Origin of the sequence: Fusobacterium sp. DD2 (assembly GCF_018205345.1) — a bacterium.
Lineage (GTDB): Bacteria > Fusobacteriota > Fusobacteriia > Fusobacteriales > Fusobacteriaceae > Fusobacterium_A.
In genome coordinates, this window is the sequence record NZ_JADRHM010000008.1 from 31,476 (window position 1) to 52,322 (window position 20,847).

Here is a 20,847-nt window from a genome sequence, read left to right on the forward strand (position 1 = left end):
TTATTTAGTATTATACTATACTTTACTTTAACTTACTACATTTTTTTATTCATTTATAATTTATACCTCATTCAAACTCTTCAGTTACAGTCTTTTTCGATAATTGAAATCAATATAATAAATTTCCCAAAGATTATATTTTTTATTCTGTTTATCATTCATTATTTTATTACTGGTTTTTTAATATATCCAATAAGAACTGCAGTAACTATTGAACCAATAAGTATTGAAATCATATATTGAACTGGATGAGTCACCACTGGCACAACAAATATTCCTCCATGTGGTGCTGGAAGTAATACTTTAAAGAACATTGAAAGTCCACCAGCAATAGCTGCTCCAATTACACATGATGGTATGACTCTAATTGGGTCTGCAGCAGCAAACGGTATTGCACCCTCTGTAATAAATGAAAGTCCCATGATATAACAAGTCTTACCAGCTTCTCTTTCCTCTTTTGTAAATTTATTTTTAAAGAAAGTAGTTGCAAGAGCTATTCCTAAAGGTGGTACCATACCTCCTGCCATAACAGCAGCATGTGGTGCATAATCTCCATTAGATATCATCATAATACCAAATGTAAATGCAGCTTTATTAATAGGTCCTCCCATATCAATAGCCATCATTCCACCTGTAATTATTCCAAGAAGGATAAGGTTTCCTGTTCCAAGATTTCTCAAGAACTCTGTTAGTCCACTGTTTATTGCTGCTATAGGATTAACTATAAATAGATACATAAGTGCACCTGTAATGAATATACCAAATAGTGGATACAGAAGTACTGGTTTTAATCCTTCAAAACTATCTGGAAGTTTAGAAAATAGTTTTTTAAGTAGTACTACAGAGTAACCTCCTAAGAACCCTCCAATAAGTCCTCCTAAGAATCCTCCACCATTATTAAGTGAAATAAGTCCTCCAACCATTGCTGGTGCAAATCCTGGTCTATCAGCTATACTCATACCTATAAATCCTGCCATAACTGGAACCATTAGGAAAAATGCATTTCCTCCACCAATATCACTAAGTAATTTTGCTATTGGGCTATAGCTTGGATCAGCTGGGTCTGCAGCATGGATTCCAAACATAAATGATATAGCTATTAGAATACCCCCACCAACAACAAACGGTAACATATTTGATACCCCTGACATCAGGTGTTTATAAAATCCTGTCTTTTCTTTCTTACCAGTAGATTTTTTTTCTCCACTGTAGTGGAATACTGGTGCAGATTGAGCCATAGCATTTTTTATAAGTCCTTCAGGATTTTTTATACCTTGAGTAACTGGCACTATCTCAACATGTTTTCCTTCAAATCTTGCCATTTCTACATTTTTATCTGCAGCTATTATAATTCCTTTGGCATTTTTTATATCCTCATCTGTAAGTTCATTTTTTACTCCTGTAGAACCATTTGTTTCTACTTTTATCTTTACTCCTATCTCTTTTGCTTTCTTAATAAGAGAGTCAGCAGCCATATATGTATGAGCTATTCCTGTAGGACATGCAGTTACTGCAAGAACCTCATATCCACCCTCATTTTCAACCTCTACAACTGGTTTTTCTTCATCAGTAATCAAAGTATCTAAAACATCCTGCTGAGTCTTAGCGTTCAGGAGTTTTTCTCTCACTTCATCTTCTAATAACATTGTAGTAAGTTTTGATAGTACTTCAATATGTGTGTCTGCAGCATTTGCAGGAGCAGCTATCATAAAGAATATCTTTGATGGTTCTCCATCTAAAGAGTTGTAATCCACTCCATCTTTTGATAGTCCAAAAGCTATACTTGGTATTTTTACTGCTGATGTTTTAGCATGAGGTACTGCAATTCCTTCTTCCAACCCAGTAGAACTTTCAGCCTCTCTTTTAAGTATCGCTTTTTTATACTCCTCTTTGTCATTTAATTTCCCAGCTGAATATAGTATATCTACCATCTCGTCTATAACTTCAGCTTTGGTTTTTCCTTTTAGCTCAAGACATATACAATCTTTTGTTAACATCTGTTCTAACATTCCCATCGCCCTCCTAAATTATTTTTTTATAATTTCCACTTCATGTAATAGATTCTCTATTTCATTTAAGTTTGCAAGCCCTGTTTTAAATGCTGTGGCACTTCCAGCACATATTCCATATCTATAAGCATCTCGCATTATTCTTCCTCTTGCAAGACCAAATAAAGTCCCAGCAACCATAGAGTCCCCTGCTCCTACAGAACTTACAAGTTTTCCTTTAGGAACATTTCCTATGTATACCTCATCACCTGTTATAAGAATAGAACCATCCTTTCCACGAGAAATAATAACATTTTCACTTCCTAGGTCACGAAGTTTTTTCCCAGCCTCTATAAGATCCTCTATATTTTCATACTTTTCTCCAAAAAACTCTTCTAACTCTACCTGATTAGGTTTTACTAAAAATACTCCTTTTTCAAGAGCGTATTTAAATGGTTCTCCTCTTGTATCCAATACAACCTTTACTCCCTCAGGAAGATTTTCAATTATATCTGCATACACAGTAGGTTTTAGAGATTTTGGTACACTTCCAGAAAGTACAAGTGTATCACCTTTTTTGATCTTTTTTATCTCCTCTACAAATTTAGCATAAACTTCCTCACTTATTTTAGGAGGTCTACCTGCTATCTCTGTTTCTGTTTTTTCAGTTTTAAGTTTGATATTGATTCTTGTATTCTCCTCAAGCTCTACAAGTCTATCAACAATCTTATGACTTCTCAAATCCTTTCTTATATAGTCTCCAGTAAATCCTCCTACAAATCCAAGAACTACACTTTCCATATCACAGTTTTCCAAAACCTTTGATACGTTGATTCCCTTTCCACCTGCCAGAGTATAACCATCATCTACTGAATTTAGACCACCCTCGACAAATTTATCCATTGTTATGTAATAATCTACAGCTGGGTTCAATGTCACTGTATAAATCATTTTTCACCCTCCGTTTTCAATAGTTTTTTTATATTTTCAGGAATATCTCCTTCAGTTATTAAAACACCATCATTTAAAGAAGCAAATTTCAGAAATGACTTTTTATTCATCTTTGAACTATCACACAAGAAGAAAACCTTTTTTCCTCTCTTAACTGCCTCTCTTTTTACCAATACCTCATCTGGATCTGGAGTGGAATACCCATTTTCTCCCACAGCATTAGACCCCATAAATGCCACATCAAAGTTATAATTATCAAGTGTAAACATTGCGGTACTTCCAACTACTGCACCTGTCTTCATTTTGATTTTTCCACCTAAGAGATAGGTTTCGATCCCCATTTTCACAAGTTCTGGTATATGAGTAAATCCATTGGTTACAACCTTTATATCCACTTTATCTTTGAGATACTTTATTACACACTCTGTAGTACTTCCTGCATCTAAAAAGATGGTATCCCCATTTTCTACATACTCTGCTGCCTTTTTACCTATCCAGTCCTTTGCATCTGGATAGATAAGTTTCTTATAGTCTATATTTTCCTCTTTCTCTTCTATAAGTACAGCTCCACCATGGACCCTCTTTATCTTTCCTTGTTTTTCAAGAAAATTTAGATCCCGTCTTGCAGTGGCTTCAGATATTCCTAATTCTTCAACTATTTCATTGAGCTTTATGTTCTTTTTTTCCTGTAATAATTCTGAAATAATATTGTATCTTTCAATATTAAGCATAATACCTCCACCTTTCTTAATCTGATATTACCACATCTTTTATTTAAAATCAATCAAATTCTTTCAACTTCAATCACAATCATTCAAGAATAATCAATTTTTCACATGTATATAGTATGACTGTATCAAAAAATAAAAAAAGAGATGGCATAAGCCATCTCTCAAGTTTTTTATAAAACTATTTTTTTTCAGATATTACTCTGTTGATTTCAGCAATTACTTCATCAGGATTTAATCCGTGAGCTGCGATTCCTTCTCCTAAAGTTTCTCCAGCTGCGATCATGCATCCTACGCATCCAAGTCCGTATTTAGCAAATACTTCTCTGATTATTGGATAATTTTGAACTGCTACTAAAATGTTTGTATTTTTATCTACCATTTATACCACTCCTAATAATTTAATATTTAATATCTAATATTATAATAAAATTTACTTGCCATGTCAACTATTTAAAACTATCTTCCTACTACATTTAAAAGATCATGGACTCTTACTATTCCAACAAGTTTAAGATCTTTCATTACTGGAAGTACTGATATTTGGCTCTTTCTGTCTTCCATAAGGGCAAGTGCATCAATAGCCATACTGTCTTCATCTGTTCTTGTATAATTTCTTGTCATAATATCTTTAGCTTTAAGATTGAAAAATTCTTCTTTTCTCGCAAGTGCTCTTCTGATATCTCCTTCAGTTATTATACCTACCATGATATCTGAATTCATAACACATACTGCTCCAAGACTTTTCTCAGTCATTATCATTATTACGTCATTAATAGGACTCTCTTTGTCACATAGTGGCAAATCTTCTCCCTTTTTCATTATATCTTTAACCTTCATAAGAAGTCTTTTTCCAAGGCTTCCTCCTGGGTGGTATACTGCGAAGTTTTCAGGTTTAAAATCTCTTCGTTTAATTAAAATTGCAGCTAATGCATCTCCCATTACAAGAGTACTTGTAGTAGATGACATAGGTGCAAGGTTAATTGGACATCCCTCTTTAGTTACTCCTATATCAAGAATATAGTCAGCAGCTCTTCCTAATTTTGAAGTCTTATTACCTGTCATTGCTACAACAGAAGCTCCTATTTTTTCAATTGATGGAAGTAGTGATACTATCTCATCACTGTTCCCACTGTTTGATATAGCTAAAACCACATCTTCTGGACATATCATACCTAAATCTCCGTGAAGTCCCTCTGCAGAGTTCATAAAGATTGCATGAGTTCCAGTAGAAGCAAGTGTTGCTGCTATCTTTTTACCTATTAATCCAGATTTTCCAATTCCAGTTACTACTACTTTTCCTTTTGACTTAAGGATGAGATTAGCAACATCTCTTATTGAACTGTTAAGATGATCTCTCACCTTTGTAAGTTCTTCTATTTCCTGATCAAATACGCTTCTTGCGTAATCCACTTCATTAAATTCCATGTACATTCCGCCCCTATCTTCCTTTTACAAGATCATCTATTTTTACTGCTACTTTAAGTATCTCTTCAAGATCAGAAAGATACAACATATTTGGTCCATCTGATTTAGCCTCATTTGGATTTGGGTGTACTTCAGCAAATATTGCATCTACACCTATTGCAAGTCCAGCTCTCATTAGAGGGAATACATACTCTCTATCCCCAGAAGTAGCTGTTCCAAGTCCTCCAGGTCTTTGTACTGCATGAGTTACATCAAATACAACTGGATATCCAAATTTTCTCATTTCCATAAATGATCTCATATCTACAACCATATTGTTGTATCCAAATGTGCTTCCTCTTTCACATAACATAATTTTTGTATTGTTACTTTCTTCCATTTTTGTAACTACATTTTTCATATCCCAAGGAGCTAAAAATTGTCCTTTTTTGATATTTACTGGAAGTCCTGTAGCTGCTGCAGCTATAAGCAAATCTGTCTGTCTACATAAAAATGCAGGTATTTGAAGTATATCTACAACTTTTGCTGCCTCTTTACATTGCCATGCTTCATGGACATCTGTAATTACAGGAATATTATATGTTTCTTTTACTTTTTTTAATATTTCAAGCCCTTTTTCAAGACCAGGTCCTCTAAAAGAGTGAATTGAAGATCTATTTGCTTTATCAAAAGATGCTTTGAAAATGTATTGAACTCCAACTCTTTCACAAATCTCTTTTATCTTTCCAGCAATCTCCATTACCATCTCTTCTGATTCAATTACACATGGTCCAGCAATAAGAGCAAATCTTTTATTTCCACCTATTTCGACTTTATCGGCTACTTTTACAACTTTTACCTTGTCTATCACGATTTTCCCCCTTTATACTCTACTTCTTTTTCTGACTATTTCACGTCTAATATACTCTCTGTCGTCAAAATGTATCTTATGTCTTCCAAGGATCTGATAAGTTTCATGTCCTTTTCCTGCCACTAAAATTATATCATTTTTACGAGCAAGTTCAATAGCCTTTATGATAGCTTTTTCTCTATCCTCTTCAACTATATAGTTGTCACCCTTCATTCCCTTTTTTACTCCCTCTATTATTTTATGAGGATCTTCAGTTCTAGGGTTATCAGAAGTAAGTATAGCTATATCACTTAGTCTTACAGCTATCTCTCCCATTACAGGTCTTTTTCTAGGGTCTCTATCTCCACCACAGCCAAATACTGTGATAACTCTTCCCATTTTCAACTCATTTATACTATTTAATATGTTCTCAAGAGCATCTCCTGTATGAGCATAGTCAACTACAACAATAAAATCCTGTTTGCAATTGATAAGTTCAAATCTTCCAGGAGCCCCTTTTAAATCTTTTATTCTATCTAATATATCTTCTTCTTTTATTCCAAGCTGAAGAGCTGTTCCTATTACACCTAATACGTTATAGAAATTATAACGACCAAGTATAGCAAGTTTTATCTTTGAAGTCTCACCATTTGCAGTGATTTCAACTAATTCTCCATCAGTATGGAATTCAAGAATCTTTCCAGTAATGTCTGCTTCTTCCTTCATTGAATAAGAGTATCCTCCAAATTCATCATGAAGTCTTTTACCATAGGCATCATCGATATTAGCAACACAATTTTTCTCACATCCAGGCTTAAGCATTGTAAATAACTTTCTTTTAGCTTGAAAGTAGTTTTCCATTGTCTTATGATAATCTAAATGATCTAAAGTAAGATTTGTAAATGAAACAGCATCAAACTTAAGCATTGAAACTCTACCCAGCTCCAATGCATGAGAACTTACCTCCATAACTAAATATGGAATATTTTTCTCCACAGCCTTTTTACATATTTTTACTATATCCAAAGATTCTGGAGTTGTATTTGATGCTTCAATTATTTCATCTCCAACTTTGTACTCTACAGTTCCTATTCTAGCGGTATTTTTACTTCCAAGTATCGATTCCAAAAGATATGTGGAAGTAGTTTTCCCGTTAGTTCCTGTAATACCAATTATTTTAAGCTTATTTTGAGGCCAATCATAAAAATTAGACGCAATAACCCCTAATTTTTTCCTTAAATCCTTAATTAAAATATAAGTAACTGGAAATTCAGTCTCAATTTTTTTTGAAACCAGAATGCACTTAGCACCATTTTTTACTGCCTGTCCAATGAAGTTATGTCCATCTACGACACTTCCTTCTAACGCAACAAAAATGTTTCCTTCCTTGATTTTTCTTGAATCATACTCTAATCCAGTATATTCTTGAGGTTCTCCCTCTTTTAAAATTTCGTGTTCCAATCCAAATAAAAAATCTTTCATATCTTTCTCCTCAATGCTACTTTTTACCCAGTTTGTTTTCACCCTGTAGAGTCTTTACACTCTCTTTATACTCAGACATCTTCTCAGCTAACATATTCTGAAGTCTGAACTGTTCGTTGTTCATCTGTCTTATTTTTTCCCAGTCAGGAGTGTCTTTTCTCATCTCAGTCTGCATCTGGGTTCTTACAAGAGCTAATTCTGTTTTTATGTCGTTAAATTTTTCTAGTAAATCATCACGTATGTCGCTAATATCATCATCTTGCATATTTTGTACAATCAATGTTTCTACGTGCTTTGCCCCTTCTTCCTTATCTTTACTATAAATTTTTAGTGCCAAAAGAGAAATACATAGCATGAGCACACCTAAATATTTCATATATAGCCTCCAGACATTATAATATATATACATTATATTTAACTCCTGTGTCTTCTATGTGTCCAATAATATAACATTTTTTCTACTAAAGGTCTGAAATCTGCCAGTTTATTTCTGATTTCCCAATTGACGCTAATATTTGATTTATCTTTTTGAAGTGACCACAACCAAAAAATCCTCTGCTTGCTGATAGTGGACTTGGATGTGGAGCTTCTAAAATAAAATGCTGTTTATTGGTAATGAAGCTCTTTTTCTTTCGTGCATTATTTCCCCATAATACAAATATTACAGGATCTTCTCTATCATTTAAATGTTTTATAATATTATCTGTAAAAACTTCCCAACCTATTTTAGAATGTGAGTTTGGTTGTCCCTGTCTAACAGTAAGTGAAGTATTTAAAAGAAGTACTCCCTGTTTTGCCCAAGGGATAAGATATCCATTATTAGGTATAGGATAACCATACTCATCTCTTATCTCTTTATACATATTTAAAAGTGAAGGTGGAGTTCTCACCTCAGGACTTACTGAAAAAGCAAGCCCATGTGCCTGATTAGGTCCATGATATGGATCCTGACCAAGTATCAACACCTTTGTATCTTTATATCCAGTTAATTTCAAAGCTGAAAAAATATTCTCCATCTTGGGAAAAATGACTTGAGTTTTATACTCTTCCACTAATAATTTTCTAAGTTTTTTATAATAATCCTTTGAAAATTCATCTTTAAGTACCTCATCCCAGTCATTTCCTAAGTTTACCATCTTTTTTCCTCCTAATTTTCTTTTGATATTACCATACAATTTGGGAATCTTTTTCTCATTCCACATGCTGAACACGCTTCTCTACATTGTGGTGTTAAGGTAGCAAGTTCTGCTTTTTTAAGTTCTTTTTTCAGGAACTCTTTATCCACACCGATATCTACAATATCCCATGGAAGTTCACTATCTATATCCCTTGCTTTCAGATATTGATTTTCCTCTATTCCCAACTCTTCCATAGCATGTTTCCAAATATGGAAGTTATCTTTATAGTCATCTAATTTTGCTCCTTTTTTCCAAGCAAGTTCGATTAAATCTCCTGTTTTTTCATCTCCTCTTGAGATACATCCTTCAAGATAAGATTTTTTAGTATCATGTATTTTAAGATTTAAGCTCTTCTGTTTGTGGAAAAGTTCTCTTAACATTGCATGTTTTCTCTTCATCTCTTCAAAATCCATCTGCTCAGCCCATTGGAATGGAGTATGAGGTTTTGGAACGAAGTTAGATACACTTACATTTACATTAAGTCTTTTGTTTATAGGTCTGCATATATCCACTACTTTTTTAGCAAGTTCATATATACCTCTTACATCTTCATCTGTTTCAAATGGAAGTCCTATCATAAAGTAGAATTTAAGTGTTTCCCATCCTCCTCTTACTGCTGCTTCTGCAGTTTCAAGGACATCACTTTCATTTACTCCTTTGTTTATTACATCTCTAAGTCTTTGAGAACCTGCTTCTGGAGCAAATGTAAATCCAGTTCTTTTTCCACCACTTATATCTTCAGCTACCTCTACAGAGTGTGTATTCATTCTAAGAGATGGAAGTGAAATACCTAGATTTCTATGTTTTACATTGCTTTTTACACCTTTGATAAGGTCATCTATCTCACTATAGTCACTACTTGATAGAGATGATAGAGATATCTCTTCATATCCTGTATTTTTTATCATCTTCGAAATAAGTTCAAGGTTCTTTTCCAGACTTCTTTCTCTTACAGGTCTATATACTATTCCTGCCTGACAGAATCTACATCCTCTTGAGCATCCTCTTTGGATCTCAACAGTTGCTCTATCATGAACTATACTTATATATGGTACAAGCTGGTCTGCATAGTATTCTGTTTTATTAAGATCAGCTACAATAGCTCTTTTTATTTTTTTCTTTCCTTTGTGAATTGAAGGCACATATACACCATCAAATTCTCCAATTATAGCAAGTTTTTCTTTTCTGCTCTTATCTCTATTTTCAATTAAGGCTTTGGCAATATCTACCATTACCTCTTCTCCATCTCCTATTACAATATAGTCAAGGAATTTTTCCATTGGCACTGGATTTACCATACAAGTTCCTCCAGCCATAATAAGAGGGTCATCCTCTCCTCTATCTTCACTTCTCACTGGTATTCCTGCAAGATCTAAAGCATTTAAAACATTAGGATAGCACATCTCATAAGAAAGTGAAAATCCTACTACATCAAATTCTTTTAACGGAATTTTGCTTTCAAGTGAAAACATAGGGATGTTATTTTCTCTCATTATCTGTTCCATATCTTCCATTGGTGCAAATCCTCTCTCTAAAGAAAATCCTTCCACTCTATTTAATAAGCTGTATAGAAGTTTGATTCCAAGATTTGACATTCCAACTTCATATATATCAGGGAAGAAAAGACACATTCTAGCTTTATACTCATCTTTGTGTATACTGTTTATCTCATTTCCCAGGTATTGTGCAGGTTTTTCAACCTTTAGCAAATATTTATCTAAATTTACTCTCATATTCTCCTCTTTCTATTTAAACTATTTATCATCAAGATTTTGAAATCTTTCCATTAATATATCATCTGTTTTGGTATGATGAATTTTAGCAAGTTTGGCAACTTCCAAATTTACATCTTTAAGTTTTTCATATGATTTATAACTGTGGTCTTCTAAAGTTTTATCTCCAATCAGGACTTTTTTCATTCTTCTAATCAACCCTGGAGACTCTTTTCCACAATCATGAAGCAAGGCAAGCTTTTTATAGATATCCTTACCACCTAAAATATCATCACTACATACCATTTTGTATAATCTAAAAGAGTGAATTTTTTCATATTCACTCATCTTCTGAAATATCTCAAACTCACTGGCTGACAATATCTTTCTTACTTCTTTATCATTCTCTTTTTTATATCTTCCAAAAATAAAACGTAATCCCTGTTTAATCCTGGCTACAATCATAACTCTCTCACTACTATATTTCCATATATTTTCTTTAGTGCCTTTATATTCTTACCGTTTTTTCCAATAACTTCCCCTTTTTTACTCTTTTCTACATAAAATATATAAAGAGCACCATCTGAAGTTTTTTCCACTCTTTCAACACCTTGAATATCAACACTATCCATATCTTCAAATATCATATTTTGAAGTTCAGTTGAAAGTTTTATCTTATTAAGAGTAAGGTATTTTCCCTCAAGAGGTACCTTTTCTCCTGTAAGTATATATCCTGACATTATTCTTACCTGTTTTGGCATAAAAGAATCTCCAGCAAAGAAAAGTTTCCCATTTTTATAACTTATCTCTACCTCTCTTATATGCTCCTTAAGCTCTAAGCCTTTTTTATCTGTAAACTCACTTACATCATATTTTCCACTTAGATCTTCACAGATTTTTACAATCTCTTCCTCGGTTCTTTTTATCTTTTTCTGAGGGTATCTATAAATATATTCTCTACCTGCAATAAGCTCTGGAAATGCAAGATTTGGAAAAGTTTTTTTCACCATGGTAATCTTCATATTTGCAGAATTTTCATTAAATCTATCTTTTATCTTCTCTATATTTCCCATAAAATTACTGCTCACATAAAGGATGTTTTCATTGGCACTTACCTTAGCATCTGTACGCCCTGCCTGTTGTATTCCCTTTGCCCATGAGAATCCAAGCTCCTCCATTATGTTTCTAAAAGTCCCTTTTACAGTAGTTTTATCTTTCATTTCATCAAAAGCCTGAAACTTAGTTCCATCATATGTTATGTAAAACATATAACCTGTTTTTTTGCTTTTTTCTATGGTTCTTATATCCATCTAATTCTCCTATCATTTAATTCCATGATATTATACCATATATTTTTAAAACTTTCCCTTTTTAATCATCTATTAGTTCCAACTTTCTTCCACTGGTCTTCCATTTTTATACTCAATTACAGTATCAAGTTCTCCATTTTCTCTATATTTTTTCCATACTCCATCTTTTACCCAGTTTTTATACTGTCCCTCTTCAAGAACATGACCATTTTCCCAGTAATATTTCCATTTTCCATTACCATCTTTAAAATCATCATGATGAAGTATTTTTCCATCTTTTCCATAGGCAGTTATTCCCATAACTTTACTATTTTTATACTCAACTATGGACTTTATAGCTCCATTTTCATAGTAAGCCTTTTGTTCTCCTTCAATCTTATTATTTTTATAATACTCCTGAAGAACAATATTTCCATTTTGAGAATACCATGTTTTTGGTCCATCTAATACACCATTTACAAAAGTTTCAGCGTATTCTATAAAATCTCCAAGGAAAAGTGCAAAAGTCCCTGTGTATGGAGTTGTTTCATCATTTGCATAAACCACTCCTCCTATAACTCTTTTTTGAGCAAGGTCAATTACCCTTCCATCTATTTTATCCTTTGTCATAACAGTAGTCTTCTCTTCTGCTTTTTTTGCTATATTTTCACTACTTCCAATTACCTGTTTGTTTTCTATTTTTGCAGCACTATTCATAAGAGGTTTTGGCTCAACTTTTTTTACTGCATTTGGTTTAATCTGTGCATTGATCATTATTCTTTCTTCTAATGGAGCTACCTCTTTAAATTCCTCTCCATATACTAAAGAACAACTAGCAATAGCCAATAATAATATTGCTAATTTTTTCACTGTTATCCCCCTTAATAAAAGTTTAGTCTTTCCTCTCCGAAATATCAGATTAGAAAGACTAAACAAACAATTTATAATATAATTTTATTATTTAGAGTAGTTAGGTGCTTCCTTTGTAATAGTTATATCATGAGGATGGCTTTCTCTTAATCCTGCACCTGTTATCTTTATGAACTTACCATTAACTTTTAAATCCTCAATTGTAGGTGTTCCACAATATCCCATACCTGCTCTTATTCCTCCGCAAAGTTGGAATACAACATCTTTTAAACTTCCTTTATAAGAGATACGTCCTTCTATTCCTTCTGGAACAAGTTTTTGAGCATCATTTTGGAAGTATCTATCTTTAGATCCTCTCTTCATTGCAGCAATTGATCCCATTCCCACATAAAGTTTGAATCTTTTTCCTTCAAGTATAATCTCTTCTCCTGGAGCTTCTTTAGTTCCTGCAAGAAGTCCTCCAAGCATTACACAGTCTCCTCCTGCTGCTAGAGCTTTTACTATATCTCCTGATAGTTTGATACCACCATCAGCAATTACTCCTATACCTTTATCTTTACATACTTGATATACATCATTTACAGCAGTAAGTTGAGGTACTCCAACTCCTGCTACAACTCTTGTTGTACAGATTGAACCAGGTCCAATTCCTACTTTTACTGCGTCTACTCCTGCATCGATTAAATCAAGTGCAGCTTCTGCAGTTACTATATTTCCTCCAACAAGGTTTAAATCTGGATAAGCAGCTCTTATCTCTTTTATTACTTTTATAACTCCTGCTGAATGTCCGTGAGCTGAGTCAACAGTTATAATATCTACACCAGCTTTTACTAGAGCATCTACTCTTTGTAAAGTATCTGGTCCAATTCCTACTGCAGCTCCTACTCTTAGAGTTCCATGAGCATCTTTACATGCATTTGGATATTCTGCTAAGTTATCTATATCTTTTATTGTAATTAATCCTTTTAAATATCCATTTTCATCAGCTATAGGTAGTTTTTCAATTCTATTTGCAAGTAATATTTCTTTTGCATCTTCTAAAGTAGTTCCAACTGGAGCAGTGATAAGATTTTCTTTAGTCATTATCTCTCCAACCAATTGTTCCATATCTTTATGATATTTAATATCTCTGTTTGTTACAATACCAATTAATTTTCCATCTTCTTCAATTACTGGAAGTCCTGATATTTTATATCTTCTCATTAAACTTTCTGCATAACCAACAGTACAATCTGCTGTTAGAGTAACTGGATTTCTAATCATTCCACTTTCAATTCTCTTTACTCTGTCAACTTCCGCAGCCTGATCTTCAATACTCATATTCTTATGTATAAATCCTATACCACCTTGTCTAGCAAGTGCAATAGCTAGATCAGATTCTGTTACAGTGTCCATAGCAGCACTGACAATAGGTATGTTTAAAGTAATATCTTTTGTAAGTCTTGTTTTTAGGCTTACTTGATTAGGTAAAACGTCTGATTTTGCTGGAACTAGAAGTACATCATCAAATGTAATAGCTTCTTTTAAAATTTTTCCGTTCATTTGTCACTCCTTTTAAAAATACATATTATACAATAAAATTTCTAAACGAAATTTTTCCTACAGATTAATTTTTATTTGAAATATTATATCACAAAATTTGAAAAAAGAGTATAGTAATTTTTTCTAACTGTCAATTATTTAGAATATATGTCAATTTTTTGATATGGAATTTCAATGTTGTTCTTATCGAACTCTTCTTTTACGATTTCCATAAAATCAAATTTTGTAGTCCAGTAATCTTCCTTTTTAACCCAAACTCTGAATATGAAATCAAGTGAACTTGCATTCTGAACACTTAATCTTATATTAAATGGTTTCTCTTTTATAACTGCTGGATGATTTGATGCAATTTCATTTAATAATTTCTTAACTTTATCTATTGGTGTATCATAAGATACTGAAAACATAAGGTCCAGTCTTCTTGTTGGATTTCTAGATACGTTAATAATAGAGTTATTAGCAAGCTGACTGTTTGGTACTACTACCATTCTATTGTCAGGTGTTACAAGTGTTGTATATAGAATCTGAATCTTATCAACAGTTCCCTCTACACTTCCACTTACAATATACTCATCTTTAACAAATGGTTTGAAGAAAAGGATTAATACCCCTCCTGCCAGATTAGACAAACTTCCTTGAAGTGCTAAACCAACAGCTAAACCTGCAGTACCTAATACTGTAATTAAAGATGTAGCTTTAATTCCTGCTATTCCTATTATGATAAAAAACAATACTATATATAGTAATGTTGTAACAATTGAAGTTGTGAAACTTTCTAAAAGTGGATCCACATTCTTCTTCTTTAAAATTGATTTGTATGTGTGCAAAATAAGCTTTGATAATTTTGGCCAGATAATAAGTACAACTATCACTGCTATTATTCTACCAATTATTCCAGGTAAATAGTTAGCTAATTTTGCAATAAAATCTGCTGTCATTAAATTTAACATTGTGTTCTCTCTCCTTAATTTAAATATAGTTTTTTCCTTTTAGTGTTTATATATTATATATGTTTTAAGAGGTTTTATCAAGTTCTTACACCTTTTATTTTAGATTTTTTTTGCTAAATATTATATAATATAGGAAGTAGAATAATATATTTTAATGGGAGGAAAAATATGTATACTTGCGATTCTTGTACCAAAATATCTTGTAAAAAAGGGGACCTTGATAACTTACCATCAAACTGTCCGTGTAGAGAAACTGAAAAAATAGAAAATATAAAAGAACTTTACCATGATCCAGAAGATATGAAAATAGCACATAACTCTGCTCTTGTTGAAGCTGAAGGTTACTGTCAACTAACAAGAATACAGGAAATTATACTATTTGCTAAAAAATGTGAATATAAAAAAATAGGACTTGCTTTCTGTGTTGGTTTGATAAAAGAGGCTAAAATATTTGCTGATATCTTACGTCACCATGGCTTTGAAATTGAATCAATTATCTGTAAAAATGGTGCTATTCCAAAAGCTGAAATCAATATTTCAAGAGATGAACAGGTTCGTCCATATTGTGAATTTGAAGGAATGTGTAATCCAATAGGACAGGCAAAACTTTTAAATGATAAAAATACTGACCTGAATATTATTTTAGGTCTTTGTGTTGGCCATGATTCTCTATTTATTAAATATTCTAAAGCACCTGTTACAGTTTTTGCTGTTAAAGACAGAGTATTAGGACATAATCCAATGGCTGCACTATATACTGCTCACTCTTACTACAACAAAAAATTATATGATTAATGGAGGAAAAATATGGAAATGGAAATAAAAGAAAATTCTTTATGGATAAATAAGAAAAATGGAAATCAATATCAGGTTGTAAAAGAAGCTATTGATTGTACTAACGAAAGAGATGGATTGATAGTGGTAGTTTATACTGCTGAAAAAGCACCTGGAAAACTTTTTGTAAGAGAAAAAAATGAATTTTTGGTAAAATTTCTTTCGAAAAAATAGGAATTAATAAACATATACTGAAAAAATCAACTTTATAATTGAAGTAAATTTGGAATGATGTTAAAATTTTTCTATATAGAATAATTAAAGGAGGGTTTATATGAATTTTAAATGTGTAAAGAAAATTGATGGTCAATATGATAAAATTGTTATTTTTACTGATTCTACCAAATTAGTTCTTCCAGATTATTTCAGTAAAGAGAGTCAAAAAAATATAAAAACTTTAATATCTAAGGAGGAATTCCTGCCAGAAGAGAGTAAAAAGGTTGAACTTAACTTAGTTGATGGGGACTCTGTTATTAACCTTATTATATCTTGGCTTGGAGATCCTAAAAAACTTGATGCTAAAAATTTAAGAGAGCATATCTATGATACTCTTAAAAATATAACTGGTAAGGTTCTTGTAGCTTTTGAAGACCCAGAATTTGATAACCCTGGGGTAATAGCTGAAGTAGTAGAACATATAAACTACAAATTTGATAAATATCTTTCTAAGAAAAAGGATAAATTTTTACAGGTTGAATATCTTACTGAAAAAAGAGTTCCAAAACTTCTAGAAGGGTATGAGCTTGCTAAAATATCAAATATAGTAAAAGACTTGATAAATGAGCAGTCAGAAGTTATGACTCCTCATGCTCTTGCTATGAAAGCTCAGGAATTAGGTAAAGAGTTTGGATTTGAAGTTGAAATTTTAGATGAACACAACGCTTATGATCTTGGAATGCACTCATATCTTTCTGTTGCCAGAGCTGCTCATCACAGACCTTATGTAATTGTTATGAGATACTTCGGAGATGAAAAACATGAATATAAATATGGTCTTGTAGGAAAAGGACTTACTTATGATACTGGAGGACTTTCACTTAAACCAACAGCAAGTATGCTTGGAATGAAAGAAGATATGGGTGGAGCTGCTACTATGATAGGAGCAATGTGCTCTGTTGCTAAGATGAAACTTAAGAAAAATGTAGTGTGTGTAGTTGCTGCATGTGAAAACTCAATAGGTCCAAATGCCTATAGACCTGGAGATATTGTAAATACAATGAATGGTAAAACAGTGGAAGTTACAAATACTGATGCTGAAGGAAGACTTACTCTGATTGATGCTCTTACATATATTATTAGAAATGAAAAAGTAGATGAAGTAATAGATGCTGCTACTCTTACTGGTGCAATTATGGTGGCACTTGGAGAGGATGTAACTGGAGTCTTTTCAAATGATGATAAAGCTGCCAAAAAACTTATTAAAGCTAGTGAAAACTGGAATGAATTTTTCTGGCAAATGCCTATGTTTGACTCATTTAAAAGATATCTTAAATCTGATATTGCAGATCTTCAAAATACCGGTTCAAGATTTGGTGGTTCTGTAAATGCAGCGAAATTCTTAGAAGAGTTTGTTGAAGGAAAAAGATGGATTCACCTGGATATAGCTGGAACAGTATTTTCTCACAACAGTGGAAACCCTTACTATGAAAAAGGGCCTACTGGACAGGTATTTAGAACAATCTATTCTTATATTAAAGATTAATAGAATTAAAGCTCCTGAAAATTTTCAGGAGCTTTTTTTATTAACTATTCTTCCACTTCAGATTGAAGCTGTTCTATTCTATATTCCAACTCTTTAAAATCTATAAAATGTACCTGTCTATGATACTCTTTCTCTTTAAAGAATAAAAGTACTGCTGGAACACTAAATAGGCTAAACTGTCCAGCTACCATAGGCATATTAGTAACATTTACATGATAGGCAGGAATATTCTTTTTTTTAGCCACTGCATCTACTCTGGGCAGATCTGCATGACATACACTGCAAAAATCGTTAGTTATAAAAATAACTACTCTTTTTTCTTTTTCAAGAACTGCTTTTAACTCTTCATAACTTTTTAATTCTTTCATATCATTCTCCCATTTAATATAGATAATATTTATATTAGATTATATCATACTACCACTATTATCCTGTCTAAACTTGAAATAGTCAATTTTATTTTCAATATTTTTATAACAAAAAATTAAAAAAGCCGGTAACTTAGTTATCGGCTTTTTCTACTATATAAAACATCTTGGGGAAAGATTTTGGCGCTCCTCAAATGCTTGAATTTACTGGGGTCTAATGCAAATGGTAATCTTACGGTAGTCTTACGACAGCATATATACGGAGCATATAAGCGCCAATTTATCTTAAAAAATTTATAATTTTATTTGACTTTATCGGTGCGATAAAAAGGGAGTGAGATATATGGAATTAAAAACATTAAGATTTATCTGCAAAAGAGGAAATTTGGAAAGTGCAAAGAAAGATATAAAAAAATATGGAGAATCAAGACAAGTAATAATAACTAAAAATATAAAACTTACAAAAGCTCAATTTAATCACTTCACTGATAACTTATTTGCTGAATACGATTTTCTTAAAGATTCATGTGAATATATAGAAGATTTTAACGCATACACAGCTGTATCTGTAACTGATGGAGCACATAAAGTAGTAGTGGAAACACAGGGATACAACTACCCAAGATACATATCAATAGTCAAATAGGAGGAGTAAAATGGAGAAAAGAACCCTTAGAATAATGTTCAGTAAGAATGGTAAAGGTGCAGTAAGCTATAGAATCAACTTACCAACGCCATGGATTAATGACTTAGGAGTAACAGAAGATTCTAGAGAAGTAAACGTCTATAAACTAGACGACCAAATAATAATAATATCAAAAGAAAAAATACAGAAGCTGGAGAATACACGCCCTTTTCTCTTATTCATATGAACTATTTTTTATCTTCCTTCTTATCTCTTATCTGTTCAAATCTCTTTTCCAGTTGTCTCCTAAAACATTCTGGAATTGGTATACCTGCTATTATTGCATTTTCTATAATACTTATAACCTCATTCCCTATAAAAATACAAGTAATTATATTCTTGAATTGGATTGGACCCCTCAACACTTCATCAGCTTTCCATACTGCAGTAAGCACCAACACCATCATTACCTTTTTTAGGGCTCCCTTGATACCTACACGGGAGTTCGTCTTTTCTGTTATAACACTCTTTATTATTCCGGATATATAATCCGTTAGCATGACTATCGCCAGTGTTGCTACAAGCTCATCACGGCCTCCCGTAACATAAAAAATTAATGTTAGAATACCTCCAAGTACTAAATTGAATACGTTAAATATTATTTTCCCTATTTCTTTTCCAAGTTCTATAATTTGATTAAGTTCATCCACGGCTGCCTCCTTTGATTTATAGCTTTACTCCGCCTCTTATACCGACAGCTGCTTCAGATTGGCCATGAAAATTAGTACGTCCTTCCGCATACCCTTCTATATAGCCTTTTGAGTCCCTCATATTTTTAGCTAATTCTATTGCAGCTTTTGCATCAGGAGATGAAGATCCTACGTCAATTATTTTATTCAACATACTAATCTCATCAGCCTTTTTCCCTTTAAATACTACTTGTAAATCGGCTAGGGCACTTTCCAAATATTTGTGTATCATTTCATCGCTGATCAGATCCGATGCTCCTGCTGGAAGTTTACTTCTTACAATTTTAGTAGCTTCATCAAGTTTTTTCTTACCATTACCATCACGATAAATTGCTTCTACAAGTGACACAGAATAGTAGCCAATACGCATAAGAAGTGCTTTAATCTTCTGTTCTTTGGCTATTTTCCCCTGTCTTCTATACACATACATCAATACAATTAATGCCACTACTGCCACAATACATGCAATTATAACGCCATAAAATACTTTCTCAGTCATGCTAATCTGCCTCCCTAATAAAATCAACTATAAATTTTGCAAACCTTTCCTTATTCTTGAATTTTTCCGCTTCCTGATTATTACCAAAAAACGGTTCAATTAAAACATAAGGGCAACAGGTCTTACAAATCCCGAATCCTCCTCTTTCGTTGCTATCTTTAATTTTTATAATGCCCTTATTTCTTAAACCATATTCATCACACAGTTTTTCTAAAAATTCAGTAGCAACTTTTTGACCTCCAGCACTTCCATGATGTGCTAAACATAAAGCGCCATTCACTTTTTTATCAGCCACATTATTGAAGTGGAGCTCCAGAACAAAATCATACTTGTGCTTATTAATTGAATTTACAACTGGAGTCATTTCCCTGGTATATCCTCCGGCCGGTTTCCTTATATAAATATCAATTGAATTGTCCAGCTGGCTAATCATATTAGCTATATCAGTGTAGTAATCATATTCATATTGACGAAGCACTGTTGAATACGCCCCTTTGCTCAACTCATTGTGACCAATTACCAATGCTTTCATACTATTCACCTCCTAACTACTTAATTTTTTTAATTTTAGTCAGTAACGCGTTTATTTCCTCCTTTAAGGCTTCCATCTTTGACTGCAATAAAACTATTGTCTCATCACTTTCAAATTCGTCTGAGAACTCTTTCAGCTCCTCGATTTCTTTCTTGTATTTTGCATACTCAAGAATTTTGTTTTTTCTGTCTATCATAAGACTTTCTTTATTAGCTCCTTCTTCCCAGCAAGCTTTTTCTTTATTCCACTTAGCTTGTACGAAGTCCTCAGAACATTCAACTGTTTTTATTGTTCCGTCAGTAACTACCTCTCCATCAGCAAGTAAATCTGTTTGATTTAGCAATACTATTTTTTCTTCTCTTGTCATTTCCCTGATTGTATCTTCTACTTTGTCATACGTTGGATATTCTAAAACTCTATCCTGGTCTACCATAACGATATGATTCTCATCATTTAGTTCTGGTCTGTCGTGAAAATTATCTCCGTTTGGATACACCTTAAAAAAGTCTTCTTCGGATAAATTGATTACATGATCTGCTTTTGAAATTGTTTCTTTTGTGTAAATAACTCTCATGTTATTACCTCCTAATT

At 32.7% G+C, this 20,847-nt stretch carries 25 protein-coding genes; 5 read left to right on the forward strand and 20 right to left on the reverse strand.

Annotated features, from left to right (window positions below; genetic code table 11):
- Positions 1-161 precede the first annotated feature (161 nt).
- The 15 genes from IX290_RS02290 to IX290_RS02360 form a co-directional block, all read right to left on the reverse strand.
- Positions 162-2,009: a fructose-specific PTS transporter subunit EIIC gene (locus IX290_RS02290; protein WP_211491586.1), complete on the reverse strand. Its 1,848-nt coding sequence runs from the start codon at positions 2,007-2,009 to the stop codon at positions 162-164.
- Positions 2,010-2,027: 18 nt separating this feature from the next.
- The gene (gene pfkB, locus IX290_RS02295; RefSeq protein ID WP_211491587.1) at positions 2,028-2,939 is read right to left on the reverse strand and encodes a 1-phosphofructokinase; all 912 of its coding nucleotides are present in this window, start codon (positions 2,937-2,939) and stop codon (positions 2,028-2,030) included.
- Positions 2,936-3,670: a DeoR/GlpR family DNA-binding transcription regulator gene (locus IX290_RS02300; RefSeq protein ID WP_211491588.1), complete on the reverse strand. Its 735-nt coding sequence runs from the start codon at positions 3,668-3,670 to the stop codon at positions 2,936-2,938. The genes pfkB and IX290_RS02300 overlap by 4 nt, the downstream gene beginning before the upstream one ends.
- A 178-nt stretch (positions 3,671-3,848) precedes the next feature.
- Positions 3,849-4,049 carry a DUF1858 domain-containing protein gene (locus IX290_RS02305; protein ID WP_211491589.1) on the reverse strand — a complete coding sequence of 67 codons (201 nt, stop codon included), beginning with the start codon at positions 4,047-4,049 and terminating at the stop codon, positions 3,849-3,851.
- A 77-nt stretch (positions 4,050-4,126) separates the two neighbouring features.
- Positions 4,127-5,095 (reverse strand): KpsF/GutQ family sugar-phosphate isomerase, encoded by a 969-nt coding sequence (locus IX290_RS02310; RefSeq protein WP_211491590.1) that lies wholly within the window; start codon positions 5,093-5,095, stop codon positions 4,127-4,129.
- 13 nt (positions 5,096-5,108) lie between these two features.
- Positions 5,109-5,948 carry a 3-deoxy-8-phosphooctulonate synthase gene (kdsA, locus tag IX290_RS02315; RefSeq protein WP_211491609.1) on the reverse strand — a complete coding sequence of 280 codons (840 nt, stop codon included), beginning with the start codon at positions 5,946-5,948 and terminating at the stop codon, positions 5,109-5,111.
- A gap of 9 nt (positions 5,949-5,957) precedes the next feature.
- Complete coding sequence (locus IX290_RS02320) at positions 5,958-7,406, reverse strand: UDP-N-acetylmuramoyl-L-alanyl-D-glutamate--2,6-diaminopimelate ligase (RefSeq protein WP_211491591.1); 1,449 nt, start codon at positions 7,404-7,406, stop codon at positions 5,958-5,960.
- Between the two features lie 16 nt (positions 7,407-7,422).
- Positions 7,423-7,782 carry a hypothetical protein gene (locus IX290_RS02325; RefSeq protein WP_211491592.1) on the reverse strand — a complete coding sequence of 120 codons (360 nt, stop codon included), beginning with the start codon at positions 7,780-7,782 and terminating at the stop codon, positions 7,423-7,425.
- 85 nt (positions 7,783-7,867) lie between these two features.
- Positions 7,868-8,542, reverse strand: coding sequence for a uracil-DNA glycosylase (locus IX290_RS02330; protein ID WP_211491593.1), 675 nt, complete (start codon positions 8,540-8,542; stop codon positions 7,868-7,870).
- Between the two features lie 11 nt (positions 8,543-8,553).
- The gene (locus IX290_RS02335; RefSeq protein WP_211491594.1) at positions 8,554-10,317 is read right to left on the reverse strand and encodes a TIGR03960 family B12-binding radical SAM protein; all 1,764 of its coding nucleotides are present in this window, start codon (positions 10,315-10,317) and stop codon (positions 8,554-8,556) included.
- 21 nt (positions 10,318-10,338) lie between these two features.
- Positions 10,339-10,761 (reverse strand): HD domain-containing protein, encoded by a 423-nt coding sequence (locus tag IX290_RS02340; RefSeq protein WP_211491595.1) that lies wholly within the window; start codon positions 10,759-10,761, stop codon positions 10,339-10,341.
- Positions 10,758-11,606 carry a KH domain-containing protein gene (locus tag IX290_RS02345; protein ID WP_211491596.1) on the reverse strand — a complete coding sequence of 283 codons (849 nt, stop codon included), beginning with the start codon at positions 11,604-11,606 and terminating at the stop codon, positions 10,758-10,760. Before IX290_RS02345 ends, IX290_RS02340 begins: the two co-directional genes overlap by 4 nt.
- Before the next feature lie 72 nt (positions 11,607-11,678).
- A complete protein-coding gene (locus tag IX290_RS02350; RefSeq protein WP_211491597.1) occupies positions 11,679-12,455 on the reverse strand; it encodes a toxin-antitoxin system YwqK family antitoxin in 777 nt (258 codons plus the stop codon).
- An 87-nt stretch (positions 12,456-12,542) separates the two neighbouring features.
- The gene (gene guaB, locus IX290_RS02355; RefSeq protein WP_211491598.1) at positions 12,543-13,997 is read right to left on the reverse strand and encodes an IMP dehydrogenase; all 1,455 of its coding nucleotides are present in this window, start codon (positions 13,995-13,997) and stop codon (positions 12,543-12,545) included.
- Positions 13,998-14,131: 134 nt separating this feature from the next.
- Positions 14,132-14,947 carry a mechanosensitive ion channel domain-containing protein gene (locus tag IX290_RS02360; protein ID WP_249168810.1) on the reverse strand — a complete coding sequence of 272 codons (816 nt, stop codon included), beginning with the start codon at positions 14,945-14,947 and terminating at the stop codon, positions 14,132-14,134.
- 168 nt (positions 14,948-15,115) lie between these two features.
- Between IX290_RS02360 and IX290_RS02365 the strand changes: the two genes are divergently transcribed.
- From IX290_RS02365 to IX290_RS02375, 3 genes are all read left to right on the forward strand, one after another.
- A complete protein-coding gene (locus IX290_RS02365; RefSeq protein WP_211491599.1) occupies positions 15,116-15,742 on the forward strand; it encodes a DUF1847 domain-containing protein in 627 nt (208 codons plus the stop codon).
- 12 nt (positions 15,743-15,754) lie between these two features.
- A complete protein-coding gene (locus IX290_RS02370; protein ID WP_249168811.1) occupies positions 15,755-15,955 on the forward strand; it encodes a DUF1653 domain-containing protein in 201 nt (66 codons plus the stop codon).
- Positions 15,956-16,055: 100 nt separating this feature from the next.
- Positions 16,056-17,483 carry a leucyl aminopeptidase gene (locus IX290_RS02375; RefSeq protein ID WP_211491600.1) on the forward strand — a complete coding sequence of 476 codons (1,428 nt, stop codon included), beginning with the start codon at positions 16,056-16,058 and terminating at the stop codon, positions 17,481-17,483.
- A 44-nt stretch (positions 17,484-17,527) separates the two neighbouring features.
- On the opposite strand, the gene IX290_RS02380 is transcribed toward IX290_RS02375, so the two are convergent.
- Positions 17,528-17,851 (reverse strand): thioredoxin family protein, encoded by a 324-nt coding sequence (locus tag IX290_RS02380; RefSeq protein ID WP_211491601.1) that lies wholly within the window; start codon positions 17,849-17,851, stop codon positions 17,528-17,530.
- A gap of 343 nt (positions 17,852-18,194) precedes the next feature.
- Here IX290_RS02380 and IX290_RS02385 point away from each other — a divergent pair, with 343 nt between their 5' ends.
- Both IX290_RS02385 and IX290_RS02390 read left to right on the forward strand, forming a co-directional pair.
- Positions 18,195-18,497, forward strand: a complete 303-nt coding sequence (locus IX290_RS02385) for a hypothetical protein (RefSeq protein WP_211491602.1) — start codon at positions 18,195-18,197, stop codon at positions 18,495-18,497.
- Positions 18,498-18,507: 10 nt separating this feature from the next.
- A complete protein-coding gene (locus IX290_RS02390) occupies positions 18,508-18,723 on the forward strand; it encodes an AbrB/MazE/SpoVT family DNA-binding domain-containing protein (protein ID WP_211491603.1) in 216 nt (71 codons plus the stop codon).
- Between the two features lies 1 nt (position 18,724).
- Here the strand turns inward: IX290_RS02390 and IX290_RS02395 are convergent, their stop codons facing one another.
- From IX290_RS02395 to IX290_RS02410, 4 genes are all read right to left on the reverse strand, one after another.
- Positions 18,725-19,186, reverse strand: coding sequence for a phage holin family protein (locus tag IX290_RS02395; RefSeq protein WP_211491604.1), 462 nt, complete (start codon positions 19,184-19,186; stop codon positions 18,725-18,727).
- Positions 19,187-19,202: 16 nt separating this feature from the next.
- Positions 19,203-19,724: a phage holin, LLH family gene (locus IX290_RS02400; protein ID WP_211491605.1), complete on the reverse strand. Its 522-nt coding sequence runs from the start codon at positions 19,722-19,724 to the stop codon at positions 19,203-19,205.
- Position 19,725: 1 nt separating this feature from the next.
- Entirely contained in the window at positions 19,726-20,256 is a 531-nt protein-coding gene (locus IX290_RS02405; RefSeq protein WP_211491606.1) for an N-acetylmuramoyl-L-alanine amidase, read from the reverse strand.
- Between the two features lie 16 nt (positions 20,257-20,272).
- On the reverse strand, positions 20,273-20,847 hold a 575-nt coding region (locus IX290_RS02410), incomplete at its 5' end, for a hypothetical protein (protein ID WP_211491607.1).